Origin of the sequence: Streptomyces sp. NPDC003720 (assembly GCF_042875075.1) — a bacterium.
In the GTDB taxonomy this organism is placed as follows: Bacteria; Actinomycetota; Actinomycetes; order Streptomycetales; family Streptomycetaceae; genus Streptomyces.
Genome location: NZ_JBIANZ010000001.1, coordinates 24,982 through 38,866, shown reverse-complemented (window position 1 = coordinate 38,866; position 13,885 = coordinate 24,982). Strand labels below are relative to the sequence as shown.

Here is a 13,885-nt window from a genome sequence, read left to right as displayed (position 1 = left end):
CCGCCCTCTCTCCGGCCCGGTCCTCAGCCGTAGGACCGGGCCGGGGAGGGTCGTACCGCCGCGGCGACCGCGTCCGCCAGGGGGGCGACGTCGCGCGGGGCGAGGGCCGAGACCGTGACGCGGATGCCCGGCGGCGAGCCCAGCCGGAACCGGGCGCCCGGGGCGACCGCCCAGCCCGCGTGCAGCAGGCGGGCCACCACGCCGGTCTCGTCGGGCACCGGCACCCAGACGTTCATGCCGCTGCGGCCGTGCGCCGCCACCCCGCGCGCGGCCAGCGCCTCGACCAGGGCCTCCCGGCGGTCGGCGTACGAGGCCGCGACCGCGCGGGGGTCCACCGCACCGTCGCGCCACAGTTCCACCACGGCCCGCTGGACGAGCCGGCTCACCCAGCCGGGACCCAGCCGCTGCCGCCCGCGCACCCGGTCGACGGTGACGGCGTCCCCGGTGAACAACGCGAGGCGCAGGTCCGGCCCCCAGGCCTTCGCGACGGAGCGGACGAAGGCCCAGTGGCGGGTCACACCGGCCAGCGGCCGCAAGGGGACGTCCACGATGCCGTGGCCGTGGTCGTCCTCGATGAGCAGGGTCCCGGGGTGGTCCCGCAGCACCGAGCGCAACGCACGCGCGCGCGTGGCGGTCAGCGCGGCGCCGGTCGGGTTCTGCGCGCGGTCGGTCACGATCAGCGCCCGCGCACCGGACTCCAGGGCGTCGCGGACATCGCCCGGCAGCGGGCCGTCGTCGTCGACGCCGACGGGGACCGTGCGCAGGCCGAGCGCCGGGACCAGGTCCAGCACGCTGCCCCAGCCGGGGTCCTCCACCGCCACCCGGTCGCCCGGCTTGAGGTGGGCCGCGAGCACCCGTTCGATGACGTCAAGGGAGCCGGAGGCCACGGCCACGGGACCGTCGGGCACCCCGTCGGCGTCCAGCGCGGCGCGGGTCAGCCGGGCCAGCTCCGGCTCCACGGGGTCGTGCCCGTAGAGGACCGGCTCCCGGTCGGCGTGCGCGGCGGCCGCGGCGAAGGCGTCCGCGAGGCGGGGCAGCAGCGCGGGGTCAGGATTGCCGTCGGCCACGTCCCGCACGCCGGCCGGCACCTCGACGCGGATCTCCTCGCGTCCCGTCGTGGCCGGCTTGGGGCGGACCCTGCTGCCGCGCCGTCCGGCGGTCTCGATCACCCCGCGTTCGCGCAGGGTGCGGTAGGCGGCGGCGACCGTGTTCGGGTTCACCCCGAGCCGGGCCGCCAGATCCCGCATCGGCGGCAGGTGCTGGCCGGGCTCCAACTCCCCCGCGCCGACCGCCCGTTCGACGCTGGCCGCGATCTCCGCTGCGCCCCGGCCCTGAATCAGATACTCTCCTAGCACAAAAACTATTATGCACTAGTGCAATGGAGACCGCCATGCAGGGGACCCGGGAAGCCTCGTCGCCGTCCACCGCGTACACGCCGACCGACCGCACCGTGCCCACGCGTTCCGCGGACCGGGCGTCGTACGACCGGGACGTGGTGCACGCGATACTCGACGAGGGCTACGTCTGCCACCTCGGCTTCGTCCGCGACGGCGCGCCGGTGGTGCTGCCGACGCTGTACGGGCGGGTCGGCGAGCGGCTGTACGTGCACGGGTCCACCGGTTCGCGCCCGCTGCGGATGACCGGCGAGGCGGACCCGGGCCTCCGGGTGTGCCTGACGGTCACCCATGTCGACGGGCTGGTGCTGGCCCGTTCCGCCTTCCACCACTCGATGAACTACCGCTCGGTGGTGGTGCACGGCACCGCCCACGAGGTCACGGACCCCGCGGAGCGGCGGCTGGCCCTTGACGCGCTGGTGGACCACGTCGTGCCGGGCCGGGCCGCCGACTCCCGGCCCGCGAACAAGAAGGAGCTGGCCGCCACCGCGGTCATCCGCCTCGACCTCGACGAGGTCTCGGCGAAGATCCGCACCGGCGGCGCCAACGACGAGCCCGAGGACCTGTCCCTGCCGCACTGGGCCGGGGTCGTGCCGCTGCGCAAGGGCTACGAGGCCCCCGTCCCCAACCCCGACCTGGCGCCCGGCATCGGACTCCCGGACTACCTGACGCCGTGAGCTAGGAGGTCACGGGAACCGGCTCGCGGCGTCCGGCGCCGCGGGCCTCGCCCAGTGCCAGGCCCGCGACGGCGCCGAGCATCAGCAGCGTGCCGGCCAGGGTGGCCGCCGTGAGGCGTTCGCCGAGCAGCGCCACGGCGAGCACGGCCGCGGTCACCGGCTCCAGCAGCATGATGACGGAGACGGTGGCGGACCGGACGACGGCGGCGCCCGCGAAGTACAGGGCGTAGGCGAGGGCGGTGGGCACGGACGCGATGTACGCGATCAGGACCAGCAGCCGCACCGGGTGCCCGGTGTGCGGGAACAGCCCCTCGACCAGGGCGAACGGCAGCAGGCACAGGGTGGTGACGGCGAACGCGCCGATGGTGGTGCCGGAGGCGTCGGCGGCGCCGTCGCGCCCCCAGCGCCGGGTCAGCAGCGTCATGCCGCTGTAGCCGGCCGCCGACGCCAGCGCGTACAGCACCCCGAGCGGCCGGACGGTCGCGGCCGAGCCGCCGAGGGTGAGCACGGCCAGGCCGGTGAGGGCTCCGGCGACCGCCAGGGCGCCGCCCGCTCCAAGCCGCTCCCCCAGGGTGAGCCGGGCGCCGAGCGCGATCAGCACGGGTCCCGCGCCCAGCGTGACCACGGTGGCCACGGCGAGCCCGGTGGACCCCACGGCGGCGAAGTAGGCGGTCTGGAACACGGCCAGCCCGACGCCGGTGGCGGCGGCCTTCGCGGCCCTGCGGCGCAGCGGTTCGGGCGCGGCCGCCCGGGTGCGGCCACGCAGCAGCCGGCCCGCGAGCAGCAGCACCAGTCCGACGGCGCAGCGCCAGAAGGAGAGGGTGAGGGCGCCCATCTCGCTGGTCCGGTAGACCAGCGAGGCGACGGCGCCCGCGGTGCCCCAGGTGGCACCGGTGACGATCAGATAGAGCAGGCCGCGCCCGACGGGCAGGCCTGAGACAGCGTTCGACACGAGGATTCTCTCCGCAGAAGCGCACCGGAGTGCGGAAGTTCGGAAGGCGACCCGGCTCAGCGGGGCGCGCGGACTTCGTCTGCGGGCAGCACCGTCCAGCCCGGCGCTGGGCGCCGGGCGTTCGTCGCGGAGGCCCGCCTCAGGCGGCGGGGGGCGAGAGGACGAGCGCGTAGGACGTCATGACCAGCACTCTAGGCAGCCGTTCCGCGCGCCGACAACTCCCGCTCCGCGCCGCCGCCCGCGGCCACCGGTTCCCCCGCGCCCTTGGCGGGGGCCGACGACTGGGCGATGTACGCGCCGAGGAGGACCACGGCGCCGCCGACGATCTGCGGCGCGGACAGGTGCTCGCCGAGCAGCACCCAGGCCAGCACGGTCGCGATGACCGCTTCGAGGCAGGCGACGACACCGGCGACCTGCGGGGACAGCCGGCGCACGGAGAGCACACCGGTGACGTACGCGACGACGGTGGCGACGAGGACGATCCAGGCCAGCAGGGCGAGGGCCGGGACGGTGGCGCCGTTCATCCGCGCGGATCCGGTGAGCACCGACCAGTCCATGTTCCACGGGCGTGCCACAGCGGTCAGCACCAGAGCGCCGACGAGCAGGCCGTAGGCGATGACGCCGAGCGGGTCGGGCGCCTGCTCGCCCGCGTCGCTGCCCTGGTCGGACAGGACGAAGTAGCCGACCTGGCAGCAGGCGGCGCCGAGCGCGAGCAGCAGCCCGAACGCGTCGAAGCTGAGCCCCGACCACACCTCCACCACACAGGCGAGGCCGCCGGCCGCGAGGATCACGCCGAGCGCCGCGGCGCGGGTCACCGGCCGTCGCTGCACGAACCGCACCCAGCCGAGCACGAGCGCGGGGGCCAGGTACTCGACGAGCAGCGCCACTCCGACCGGGATGCGGGAGAGCGCTGCGAAGTAGCAGGCCTGGACGCCGGCCACGGCCAGCAGCCCGAACCCGGCGAGCAGCGCGGGGCGGCGGAGCACCAGCGCGCGGTGCCGCACGGCGAGCGGCAGCATGACCACGGCGGCGCCCGCCACCCGCAGCCACACCACGTGGAGCGGGTCGAGTCCCGCCTCGATCAGCGGCTTCGCCGCCACTCCGGACCCGCCGAAGGCGAGCGCGGACAGGAGCGCGAGACCGAGCCCGACGCCCTTGCCCCGGCTGCCCCGGCTGCTTGCAGATATAGGCACCGGCACATGATGACAGGCGTTGACATGAGCGTCACCCCCGTTGACACCTGTCTCATGGGGTGGACGGCGTCAGGGCCGGACGTCCGTCGCGCGGCCGTCGAGCCGGGCGCTCAGCTCGCGGGTCCGGATGCCGGCGCGCTCCAGGACCTCGACCGCCCGGGACCGCGGGTCCAGGACCAGTCCGGCGAGCAGGTCGGTTCCGCAGACCCGGGCCGCGCCGCGCCGCCGGGCGCGCCGCCGGGCCTCCTCCAGGGCGGCGGCCGCCACGGGCGACCAGTGGCCGGTGTCGCCGTGCGCACCGCCGGCCGCCCGCTCGGAGCCCTGCGGGGCGGGAGCCGGGACGGCGGCGAGCACGCCGGCGCCCTCCACGGCGCGCTGCCAGCGCAGGCCGTAGCCGATGCTGCGCTGCACGAGATAGCCGAGCAGCCGGGTGAGCCGCGGGGCGCCGCCGACGGCGGCCCGGACCTCTGCGTCCTGCTCCAGGAGCGAGTGGAGCAGATGGGCGGTGTCGGTCTGGCGGTCCCCGTCACGCACCGCCCGGCGGCGGGCACCGGCGACCACCGCCGCCAGCTCCGCACCGAGTGCGGCATCGTCGTCCGTGTGCGGGAGTCCCTGCTCGGGGACGCTCCAGCGGGCTGTACGGGGATGCACACCGCTACCTCATCAGTCCCGAGCGGCCCGGTCATCCACGAGGGGAACCATCTTGACGTCCCGCACGCAGTGGACATGGCCCGCCGGGATCTCATCCTCAGGGAGGAGATCAGGCCTTCGACGCGAGGGCGCCCCGCGGAGATTCCGCGGGGCGCCGGGCGCCGTACGGCTCAGTCCTCGTCGGCGAGGATGAGGTACAGCTTCTTCCGGGCCTCGGTGACGACGGCCAGCGCCTTCTCGCGCTGTTCCTTGGTCCCGGTGTTCCAGACCTGCCCGAAGGCCTGCATCAGCCCCATGCCGGCCTGCCGGATCTCGCCGAGGGCCTCCCAGTCGACGCCGCGCGAGGCCTCCTCCCAAGGAGCCTCCGGGCCGTCCTCCGCGGCCGTGCGGCCGCTGTCGGTCAGGGCGAAGAGCTTCTTGCCGCCCTCGCTCTCGCTGACGATCAGACCCTCGTCCTCCAGCAGCTGGAGGGTGGGGTAGACCGAGCCGGGGCTGGGCTTCCAGGCGCCGCCGCTGCGCTCGGCGATCTCCTGGATCATCTCGTAGCCGTGCATGGGCCGCTCCTTGAGCAGGGCCAGGATCGAGGCGCGCACATCACCACGCCGCGCCCTCCCCCTAGGTCCGCCGCGCCCTCGCGGCCCCCACGGTCCCGGTCCGAAGCCGGGCCCGCCGGGTCCCCAGCCGGGACCACCCGGACCGAAGGGCCCGAAGGCGGCCCGTCGCCCCTCGAAGCCGCCGAAGCCGCCCCGGCCGTGCCGGCCCGGGCCGTCCTGACGATGTCCACGCTCGAATCCGTGGCTGCGCATCGTGATCACTCCATTCCATCGTTGACCTGTCACGTCCGCATCGCGTTCTTACGCGATGCGTCAACGATATATCGGAACCGATCGTCCGACAAGACTCTGCCGCACCCGTCCTCGAAGTCGGTACTCCCCCGTCCTGACAGTCGGCCTGCGGCCGGCCTCGCCGAACCGCGGGCCGCGACGTCGTGCGCGAATCGGTCCAGGACTCGTCGATTGGCCTTGGTAAGCGGGCTGTCGCGGCCCTAGCGTCTGCGTCATGCGCATCCGAATCGTCGACGCCTTCACCGACCGCCCCTTCGCCGGCAACCCCGCCGGCGTCCTGCTCCTGGACGACGTCTTCCCGGACGACGACCGGCTCCAGAACGTCGCCATGGAGGTCAACCACGCCGAGACGGCGTTCGCGCACCGGCTGCCGCCGGGCGGCGAGGCGGACTGGGCGCTGCGCTGGTTCACGCCCGTCGCCGAGGTCGCGATGTGCGGGCACGCCACCCTCGCCACCGCGCACGTCCTGCACACCACCGGCGCCCACGAGGGACCGGTCCGGTTCGCCACCCGCAGCGGGGTCCTGGTCGCCACGCCGGGTCCGGACGGCTGGATCACCATGGACTTCCCGACCGCCCCGCTCACCGCGGTGGAGGTCCCGGACGGCGTCGCGGAGGCGCTGGGCGCCGACCCGCTCGCCGCCTACGACACCGGACCCGACGTCGGCGACCTGCTGGTGGAGCTGGCCGACGAGCGGACGGTGCTCGGGCTCGCCCCGGACCACAAGGCCCTGATGGCGCACTCCTCGCGGGGCGTCATCGCCACCGCGCGCGCCGACGACCCGTCCCGCGGCCACGACTTCGTCTCGCGCTGCTTCTTCCCGAACGTCGGCATCGACGAGGACCCGGTCACCGGCAGCGCCCACACCGCGCTGGCCCCGCACTGGTCGGCACGCCTCGGCCGGGACGATCTCACGGGGCTGCAGGCGTCCCGTCGCTCCGGCCTGGTCCGCACCGGTCTGCGGGGCGACCGCACGCTGCTGACCGGCCGCGCGGTCACCGTCATCGACGGCGAACTGCTCGCCTGACCGGCCGGGGCCGGCCGGGCCTCAGGCCGTCGGCAGCCAGTCCACCTTGCCGGCGAGCAGGGCGTATCCGACGAACGCCCCGATGTCGAGCAGGGAGTGGGCGACGACCAGCGGTCCGACCCGGCCCCAGCGGCGGTAGAGCCAGACGAAGACCACGCCCATCACCATGTTGCCGATGAAACCGCCGATCCCCTGGTAGAGGTGGTACGAGCCGCGCAGGACCGCGCTGGCCACCAGCGCGGCCCCCGCCGTCCAGCCGAGCTGCCCCAGCCTGCGCAGCAGATAGCCGACGACGATCACCTCCTCCAGGACCGCGTTCTGCACCGCGGACAGGATGAGCACCGGGTACTTCCACCACACCTCGGGCAGGGCCTCGGGCACCACGGTGAGGTTGAAGCCCAGGCCGCGGGCGGCCAGGTAGAAGGCGATCCCGGTGCTGCCGATCACCGCCGCGACGCCCGCGCCCCGGCCCAGGTCGGGCCAGGGGCGGGTGCGGTCGAAGCCCAGGGTGCGCAGGCTCTCGCCCTCGCGCATCAGCAGGTGGGCGACCAGCGCCACGGGCACCAGCGCGGAGGCGATGCCGAAGAGCTGCCAGGCCAGGTCGAGCCAGGGGCGCCCGGGCGCGGCCGACGCGTTGAGGGTGGCCGCCTGGTCCTTGAGGCCGCCCGGTTTCGTCACCGACCCGACGAAGCTGATCAGCGCGGAGACCCCGCTCGCGCCGAGCGAGAGCGCCAGCACCAGCAGCGTCTCGTCCCGGAAGATCCGCCGCGGGAACCGCTCCCGCCAAGCGCCGTCGGCCGCCGGGTCCGCCTCCACGTGCACTCCTGTCGTCGCTCCGGCCGTGGGAGCTCACAGCATGCCGGATCGCCTCCCGGAGCGCTTACCCGGGCCGGGTTCGCCGTGGATGCGGACCGCCGGGTCCCGCTCAGCCGAGCGGCACCGGCTCCGGCAGCCCGACCGGCCAGGTGTGCACCGGCTCGCCCACGTGCATCAGCTCGGCGTAGCGGCGTGTCGTCGCGGACAGCGCGGCCGCGCGGCCGAGGCCCTGCTCCAGGGCCCGGTGGAAGGTGGCCGCCTGCCAGGCGGCGCCGTTCATCCGGCGCCGGCAGCGCTCCTCGATGACGCCGAGGTAGAGGTCGCGGTCGGCGGCCTCCACGCCCCACGCGTCGAGCCCGGCGGCGGCGAGCGGCAGCAGTTCGTCCCGGACCAGGGTGACGGCGTCAACCTCGCCCGTACCGCCGTAGCGGCCCCGGCGCGGCCAGACGAAGCGGGCGTCGATGCCGTCCCTGCAGGCCGCGTCGAAGTTGGCCTCGGCCGCCTCGAACGGCAGCCGGGTCCACACCGGACGCGACTCCTCGGCAAGGGCCCGCACCAGGCCGTAGTAGAAGGCCGCGTTGGCGATCACGTCGGTGATGGTCGGCCCGGCCGGCAGCACCCGGTTCTCCACCCGCAGGTGCGGCACGCCGTCGGCGATGTCGTAGACGGGCCGGTTCCAGCGGTACACGGTGCCGTTGTGCAGCACCAGTTCGGCGAGCTTCGGTATGCCCCCTTGGTCGAGGACCTCCAGCGGGTCCTCGTCGTCGCAGATCGGCAGCAGCGCCGGGAAGTAGCGCAGGTTCTCCTCGAACAGCTCACGGGCGGAGGAGATCCACCGTTCGCCGAACCAGGTGCGCGGCCGGACACCCTGCGCCTGCAGCTCCGGCGGCCGGGTGTCGGTGGCCTGCAGGAACAGCGGCGGCCTGGACTCGCGCCACAGCTCGCGTCCGAACAGGAACGGCGAGTTGGCGCCCACGGCGATCTGCGCCGCGGACGCCACCTGGGCGGCGTTCCACACGTCGGCGAAGCGGGCCGGGGTGACCTGGAGGTGCAGCTGCACGGAGGTGCAGGCGGCCTCGGGGGCGATGGACTTCGAGGTGCAGTGCAGGTGCTCCACACCGTCGATGTCGAGCTGGAAGTCCTCGCCGCGCGCCGCCACGATCTGGTCGTTGAGCAGGGTGTAGCGGTCCACCTCGGAGAGGTTGGAGGAGACGAGGTCGTCCCGGTCGAGCGTGGGCAGGATGCCGATCATCACGATGCCGGCGTCCACCTCGCCGGCCTTCCGGTCGGCGTACGCCAGTGAGGTGCGCAGTTCCTCCGCGAGCCGGTCGAATACCCGGCCGCCCAGCCGGTGCGGGGCGATGTTCACCTCGAGGTTGAACATCGCGAGTTCCGTCTGGAAATCACGGCTCGCGATGCGCTCCAGTACCTGCCCGTTCAACATTTTCGGCATACCGTCGCGGCCGGCGAGATTCAATTCGATCTCGACGCCCATGAGGTTCTTGGCGCGGTCGAACCGCTTCTCGTCCAGCAGCCGCTCGAGTCCCGTCAGGCACTTCTGGAGCTTTTCGCGGTAGCGCTGGCGATCGGACAGGTCGAACTGCCCTGCCACGACCTTCTCCCCCATCTGGGTTTCCCTCCTCGGATGGGCGGGCCGCAGACCGGCCGCCGGGGTCCCGGGTTTTGATGATGCCCAGCGGAAGCGATCGATAACGTCCCGCTCGGGCCCGGCGCCCGCTACTCTGTCGGAATGTTCCCGGCGGCACATTCACGGGGCATGACGCAGTACGCACGTTCGTGTGCCCCGATCGCCTCGTGAAAAACGCCGACGACAATCAGCCGACCGCGGCGGCGGCGTATGGCGAGGTCAGCAGGGCCCTCCCGGCACGAAAAGCGGGATGTATGCGTGCGAATCAGCGGCTGAATGAAGCCTTGCCGGGTCGACCGGAATGCGGTAGACGAAACATCGTCTGAACACCCGTCGTATAAACTTCGCGAACAAGGCCTAAGGTTGGTGCCCGCGGTCCCGGTTTCTGTCGTGTTCCTGCCGTAGATTCAGCGGCAGGCCACAGCCGCACCCTCGTTCATCGAACCGGGCCCCACCTCTCAGGCCACCCGTGAGCTGACAGCGCCGTCCGCCCCACCCTCCTCGCGCCGCCGCGCCTGTCGAACGAGAGGCGACCCACCATGCCCCTGCACGCGCCCGCCGCACCCGCGCCCGCACTGCGTTCCGTCCTCACGGCCCTCGGTTCCCCCACCGCGGTCCGTGAGGCCCGAACTCCGTCCCTGCGCGCCGCACAGGGACCCACGACGCCCGAACTCCCGCTTCCGGTGCACGTGTTGGACCGAATCACCGCCCAGGGCCTGTCCGCGACGAGACTGGCCGGCTGGCGCTTCGTGATCCGCTGCGGCGATCGCGCGGTGGCCGCCGCCGACACCATGCTGACTCCGGACGGCTGGGCCTTCTCGCACTTCTTCGAGGGCCCCTGGATCGCCTCCACCGAGCGCGCCCTGCAGCAGGCCGAGGCGCTGACGCAGCCGTACCAGCCGCGCCTGCTGTCCGTGCCCGGTCTGTACATGCTCACCCTGTGGCTGCACGGCGACGTCACGGCCGACGCCTCCGAAGGGCATCCGGCCGCCACCGACCTGCTGGTGCCCCTCGCCCCGGCGCCGCCCGGCATCCCGGCCCACCGGCCGCACCGCGTCGCCGAGTTGCTCCCGGTGCTGACCCATCGGGCGACTCCTCTGCCGCTGCTCGGTTCCATCCCCGCCTGAACGATCCGCGCGTACCCCGCTCCCCGGAAGGGAAGCGGGGTACGCCTGTCTTTCCGGTCAGCCGCTCGCTCGTACGAGCAATTAACCGCTCCTACGAGCCCCGCAAAATGATCTCTGCCGTCCGGACTAGCCCTATACGACCCCCCAGAACCACCCGAAGTGACAGTGCAGTTGGAATGAACCGTCCGCACGGGTGACGCGTCATGAACCTGTGAGAAGCGGTGCCGCGAAATCCCTGCGGATTGACGCCCATGGGGCAACACTGGGTTCCGACCGACTTATTCACACGGGGGACGGACATGACCACGACAGAGCGAGAGATCCCATCCATGTGCCAGCACCAGCCACCGTGTCCGCAAGCCGAGTCCGCCGACCGGGAGTCCGCCCGCCTCGTGGCGCACCACCCGGAGCAGGGGTGGAGTCTGCTGTGCAACGGCGTCCTGCTCTTCGAGGACACCGGTGAGCTCCTGCCCGACGGCCGCGTCATCGCCCCGCACCGCCCGCTCGGCGCGGACCAGGTGATGACCGCCGCCTGAGGGCGAGCGTTCCGGGCGGCTCCGCCGCGCCGCCCGGCGATCCGAGGGGCCGGCCGCACACACCCGGTGCGCACCGGCCCCGACCCGTGTCCGGGGCCGGCTACCTCAGGTGACCGCCCGCTGCCTCAGCGCGTCCAGCAGCGCGGAGTAGGCGGGTTTGGGGTCCAGCTGCTCGTCCCAGGGCAGGGCCGCTCCCTCTCCGGGGAAGAAGTCCGGGATCCAGGAGTACTTGTCGGTGTAGTCCCAGATCGTCACGCCCACACAGCGGTGGACGGCCAGGCACGCCGTGGTGAGGTCCCGGTACCAGGCCGCCTGTTCGGCCAGTTTCGCGTCGGTCACGGGCAGTTGCATGCGTACGTCGACCTCGGTGAGCGCGGTGTCGAGCCCGAGCCGCGAGAAGCGGCGGAGGTTGTCCTCCAGCGTGGCGGGATAGCCGTACTGCAGGGCGAGATGGGCCTGCAGGCCGATGCCGTCGAGCGGCACGCCCCGCGCCTTCAGGTCGGCGGCCAGCCGGTGATAGGCGTCGCTCTTGGGGCCGACGGCCTCGATGTTGTAGTCGTTGAGGTAGAGCCGGGCGTGCGGATCGGCCTCATGGGCCCAGCGCAGCGCGTCGGCGATGTAGCCGGGGCCGAGGGTCTTGTACCAGATGGTCTCGCGGTAGCTGCCGTCCTCGTTGAACGCCTCGTTGACGACGTCCCAGGAGTAGACCTTGCCCCGGTAGTGCCGCACCTCCGTGGTGATGTGCTTCTTCAGCACGGCGCGCAGCTCGGCGGCCGTCCACTCCCTGGAAGTCAGCCAGTCGGGGAGCTGGCTGTGCCAGACGAGGGTGTGGGCCCGGACCCGCTGGTGGTGCCGGCGCGCCAGGTTCACGATCTGGTCACCGGCGGTCCAGTCGAAGACGCCCTGCTCCGGCTCCGTGGCGTACCACTTCATCCCGTTGCCGGGGGTGATCATGTCGAACTCGCTGCCGAGGATCTTCGTGTAGGCGCTGTCGGTGAGTTCGGGGTTGTCGGTGGCGCTCCCGAAGTAGCGGCCGTGCCGCTCCGCGAGTCCGGCGAGGGTGGGCTGCCGCTCGTGGGCCTGTGCGGCGGGTCCGGCGGCGAGCCCGGCGGCCACCAGGACGGCGGCGAGGGCGCCGACGAGTCCGAGGCGCGTCCTGCGCATGGTGCGACTCCTGTCTGTCGAGGGGATGCGGCTCAGCCCTTGGTGGCGCCCGCGGTCAGACCGCCGACGAGCTGGCGTTCGGCGACCGAGTAGAAGGCGAGGGCGGGGACCATGGCGAGCACGAGGTACGCGAAGACGCGGGCGTACTCCGCCGAGTACTGGCCCTGGAACTGCTGGACGCCGACCGGCAGCGTCCACCAGGTGCTGTCGGTGAACACCAGCAGCGGCAGGAGGAAGTTGTTCCAGCTCGTGACCACGGCGAGGACCGAGACGGTGCCGAGCGCGGGCCGGGCCATGGGCAGCAGCACGCGCCAGAGGAACCCGAAGGCGCTGCAGCCGTCCAGCGTGGCCGCCTCCTCCAGCTCGCCGGGTATCTGCCGGAAGAACCCGCGCAGGATGATGATCGTCATCGGCAGCCCGAAGGCGGCCTGCGGGAGGATCACGCCGAGCGGGTTGTCCAGCAGGCCGAGGGAGCGCAGCAGCAGGAACAGCGGCAGGGCCGCGACCGCGAAGGGGAACATCAGCCCCATCGTGAAGAGGGTGAACAGCAACTCCCTTCCCCGGAAGGCGAACCGGGCGAAGGAGAAGGCGGCGAGCGCGGACACCGCGACCACCAGCGCCGCCGTTCCCACGGCGATCAGCGTGCTGTTGCCGAGGAGCCGCCAGAAGTCGCCGGAGCGCAGGATGCCGGTGTAGTTGCCGGTCAGCCACCGGTCGGGCAGGCCGAACGGGTTCCGGGACAGCTCGTCGGTGGACTTGAAGCCCGAGAGGATCGCGTACAGCAGGGGTACGACCATCATCGCGCCGACCGCGACGAGGATGACGTGCAGCGGAAGCGAGCGTACGGTCCGGTGCCTCACGTGCCGGCCCCCCTCATCGTCGTGGTGGCCCCCTGCAGGTCGCGGCGGAGCACGAACCGCTGGTAGGCGAGGGCGAAGACGAGGCAGATGCCGAACATGACCACGCTGATCGCGCTGGCGTAGCCGACCTGGTAGCGCTTGAAGCCGTACTGGAACATGGTCACGGCCATCGTCTCGGAGTGATGGTCGGGGCCGCCCTGGGTGACGACCCACACCAGGTCGAAGAGCTGGATCGACCCGATGACGGACAGGAAGACGCTGATGCGCAGGGTGGGCGCGAGCAGCGGCAGGGTGACGTTGCGGAAGCGCTGCCAGGGTCCGGCGCCGTCGATCAGCGCCGCCTCGTGCAACTCGGCCGGTACCGACTGGAGTCCGGCGAGGTACAGCATCATGTGGAAGCCGAAGTACTTCCAGGTCATGACGAGGAACAGCGTGGCCATGACGTAGGACGGATCGGCGAACCACTCACCGCCGAGACCGTCCAGGCCGACGGCGCCGAGGACGTGGTCGGCGAGTCCGTCGTCGGGAGCGAAGATCATGCTGAACAGCACGCCGGTGATGGCCTCGGACAGGACGTACGGCGCGAAGAACAGCATGCGGTACACCGCCCGGCCGCGCAGCCGCTGGTTCAGCAGCACCGCCATGGCGAGGGCGAACGGCAGTTGCAAGGCGAGCGAGAGCACGACGAGGACCAGACAGCGCCACAGGTCGCCGAGGAAGACCGGGTCCTGGAAGAGGCGGCTGAAGTTGTCCGCGCCGGTGTAGTCGGACGGCATGCCGAAGCCGCCCCAGCGGAAGAACGCGGCGTAGAGCGCGAACAGCATCGGCAGCAGCACCAGTCCGATGAACAGCACCAGCGCGGGGACCTGGAAGCCGACCGCGGTGAGCCAGTTCAGCGTGCGCCGCCGCGCCCGCCCGCGGACCGCGCTCGCGGCCGGGGGCGTGCGGTCTACGGCCGGGCCGCCGCGCCGGTCGGGGAGGTAGGTGGAGGTCAT

The 13,885-nt window shown here is 72.7% G+C and carries 14 protein-coding genes; 4 read left to right on the top strand and 10 right to left on the bottom strand.

From position 1 onward, the window contains the following. Window positions 1-23: 23 nt before the first annotated feature. Window positions 24-1,355, bottom strand: coding sequence for an aminotransferase class I/II-fold pyridoxal phosphate-dependent enzyme (locus tag ACFYU0_RS00185; RefSeq protein WP_389296697.1), 1,332 nt, complete (start codon window positions 1,353-1,355; stop codon window positions 24-26). 35 nt (window positions 1,356-1,390) lie between these two features. Here ACFYU0_RS00185 and ACFYU0_RS00180 point away from each other — a divergent pair, with 35 nt between their 5' ends. Beyond that, window positions 1,391-2,071, top strand: a complete 681-nt coding sequence (locus ACFYU0_RS00180; protein ID WP_389297934.1) for a pyridoxamine 5'-phosphate oxidase family protein — start codon at window positions 1,391-1,393, stop codon at window positions 2,069-2,071. A 1-nt stretch (window position 2,072) separates the two neighbouring features. On the opposite strand, the gene ACFYU0_RS00175 is transcribed toward ACFYU0_RS00180, so the two are convergent. The 4 genes from ACFYU0_RS00175 to ACFYU0_RS00160 all read right to left on the bottom strand — a co-directional run bounded on the left by ACFYU0_RS00175 (window position 2,073) and on the right by ACFYU0_RS00160 (window position 5,673). After that, window positions 2,073-3,023 (bottom strand): DMT family transporter, encoded by a 951-nt coding sequence (locus tag ACFYU0_RS00175; protein WP_389296695.1) that lies wholly within the window; start codon window positions 3,021-3,023, stop codon window positions 2,073-2,075. A gap of 191 nt (window positions 3,024-3,214) precedes the next feature. Next, the gene (locus ACFYU0_RS00170; RefSeq protein ID WP_351668808.1) at window positions 3,215-4,222 is read right to left on the bottom strand and encodes an EamA family transporter; all 1,008 of its coding nucleotides are present in this window, start codon (window positions 4,220-4,222) and stop codon (window positions 3,215-3,217) included. 63 nt (window positions 4,223-4,285) lie between these two features. Then, a complete protein-coding gene (locus ACFYU0_RS00165; protein WP_389296693.1) occupies window positions 4,286-4,867 on the bottom strand; it encodes a Clp protease N-terminal domain-containing protein in 582 nt (193 codons plus the stop codon). Window positions 4,868-5,037: 170 nt separating this feature from the next. Further along, window positions 5,038-5,673: a PadR family transcriptional regulator gene (locus ACFYU0_RS00160; protein ID WP_389296691.1), complete on the bottom strand. Its 636-nt coding sequence runs from the start codon at window positions 5,671-5,673 to the stop codon at window positions 5,038-5,040. 253 nt (window positions 5,674-5,926) lie between these two features. On the opposite strand from ACFYU0_RS00160, the gene ACFYU0_RS00155 reads away from it, so the two are divergent. Then, on the top strand, window positions 5,927-6,739 hold the full coding sequence (locus ACFYU0_RS00155; RefSeq protein WP_389296689.1) for a PhzF family phenazine biosynthesis protein: 813 nt from the start codon (window positions 5,927-5,929) through the stop codon (window positions 6,737-6,739). A 21-nt stretch (window positions 6,740-6,760) separates the two neighbouring features. Here the strand turns inward: ACFYU0_RS00155 and ACFYU0_RS00150 are convergent, their stop codons facing one another. Next, window positions 6,761-7,561 (bottom strand): CPBP family intramembrane glutamic endopeptidase, encoded by an 801-nt coding sequence (locus ACFYU0_RS00150; RefSeq protein WP_389296687.1) that lies wholly within the window; start codon window positions 7,559-7,561, stop codon window positions 6,761-6,763. Between the two features lie 103 nt (window positions 7,562-7,664). Further along, complete coding sequence (locus tag ACFYU0_RS00145) at window positions 7,665-9,182, bottom strand: glutamate--cysteine ligase (RefSeq protein WP_351668817.1); 1,518 nt, start codon at window positions 9,180-9,182, stop codon at window positions 7,665-7,667. A 560-nt stretch (window positions 9,183-9,742) separates the two neighbouring features. On the opposite strand from ACFYU0_RS00145, the gene ACFYU0_RS00140 reads away from it, so the two are divergent. Both ACFYU0_RS00140 and ACFYU0_RS00135 read left to right on the top strand, forming a co-directional pair. Continuing rightward, window positions 9,743-10,330, top strand: a complete 588-nt coding sequence (locus ACFYU0_RS00140; protein ID WP_351668819.1) for a hypothetical protein — start codon at window positions 9,743-9,745, stop codon at window positions 10,328-10,330. 329 nt (window positions 10,331-10,659) lie between these two features. Continuing rightward, window positions 10,660-10,866, top strand: coding sequence for a DUF5999 family protein (locus ACFYU0_RS00135; protein WP_094214367.1), 207 nt, complete (start codon window positions 10,660-10,662; stop codon window positions 10,864-10,866). Window positions 10,867-10,971: 105 nt separating this feature from the next. Here ACFYU0_RS00135 and ACFYU0_RS00130 read toward each other — a convergent pair whose 3' ends face one another. The 3 genes from ACFYU0_RS00130 to ACFYU0_RS00120 are packed head-to-tail and all read right to left on the bottom strand — an operon-like array spanning window position 10,972 to window position 13,885. Beyond that, window positions 10,972-12,030: an endo-1,4-beta-xylanase gene (locus ACFYU0_RS00130; RefSeq protein WP_389296685.1), complete on the bottom strand. Its 1,059-nt coding sequence runs from the start codon at window positions 12,028-12,030 to the stop codon at window positions 10,972-10,974. A gap of 32 nt (window positions 12,031-12,062) precedes the next feature. Next, on the bottom strand, window positions 12,063-12,830 hold the full coding sequence (locus ACFYU0_RS00125; protein WP_351668869.1) for a carbohydrate ABC transporter permease: 768 nt from the start codon (window positions 12,828-12,830) through the stop codon (window positions 12,063-12,065). Between the two features lie 56 nt (window positions 12,831-12,886). Continuing rightward, complete coding sequence (locus ACFYU0_RS00120; RefSeq protein ID WP_351668823.1) at window positions 12,887-13,885, bottom strand: sugar ABC transporter permease; 999 nt, start codon at window positions 13,883-13,885, stop codon at window positions 12,887-12,889.

Bases quoted from the DNA above. Each gene is read 5' to 3' on its own strand.
- ACFYU0_RS00180 (WP_389297934.1), top strand. From the start codon at position 1,391: ATGCAGGGGACCCGGGAAGCCTCGTCGCCGTCCACCGCGTACACGCCG.
- ACFYU0_RS00160 (WP_389296691.1), bottom strand. From the start codon at position 5,673: ATGCGCAGCCACGGATTCGAGCGTGGACATCGTCAGGACGGCCCGGGC.
- ACFYU0_RS00155 (WP_389296689.1), top strand. From the start codon at position 5,927: ATGCGCATCCGAATCGTCGACGCCTTCACCGACCGCCCCTTCGCCGGC.
- ACFYU0_RS00145 (WP_351668817.1), bottom strand. From the start codon at position 9,182: ATGGGGGAGAAGGTCGTGGCAGGGCAGTTCGACCTGTCCGATCGCCAG.
- ACFYU0_RS00140 (WP_351668819.1), top strand. From the start codon at position 9,743: ATGCCCCTGCACGCGCCCGCCGCACCCGCGCCCGCACTGCGTTCCGTC.
- ACFYU0_RS00135 (WP_094214367.1), top strand. From the start codon at position 10,660: ATGTGCCAGCACCAGCCACCGTGTCCGCAAGCCGAGTCCGCCGACCGG.
- ACFYU0_RS00130 (WP_389296685.1), bottom strand. From the start codon at position 12,030: ATGCGCAGGACGCGCCTCGGACTCGTCGGCGCCCTCGCCGCCGTCCTG.
- ACFYU0_RS00125 (WP_351668869.1), bottom strand. From the start codon at position 12,830: ATGATGGTCGTACCCCTGCTGTACGCGATCCTCTCGGGCTTCAAGTCC.
- ACFYU0_RS00120 (WP_351668823.1), bottom strand. From the start codon at position 13,885: ATGACCTCCACCTACCTCCCCGACCGGCGCGGCGGCCCGGCCGTAGAC.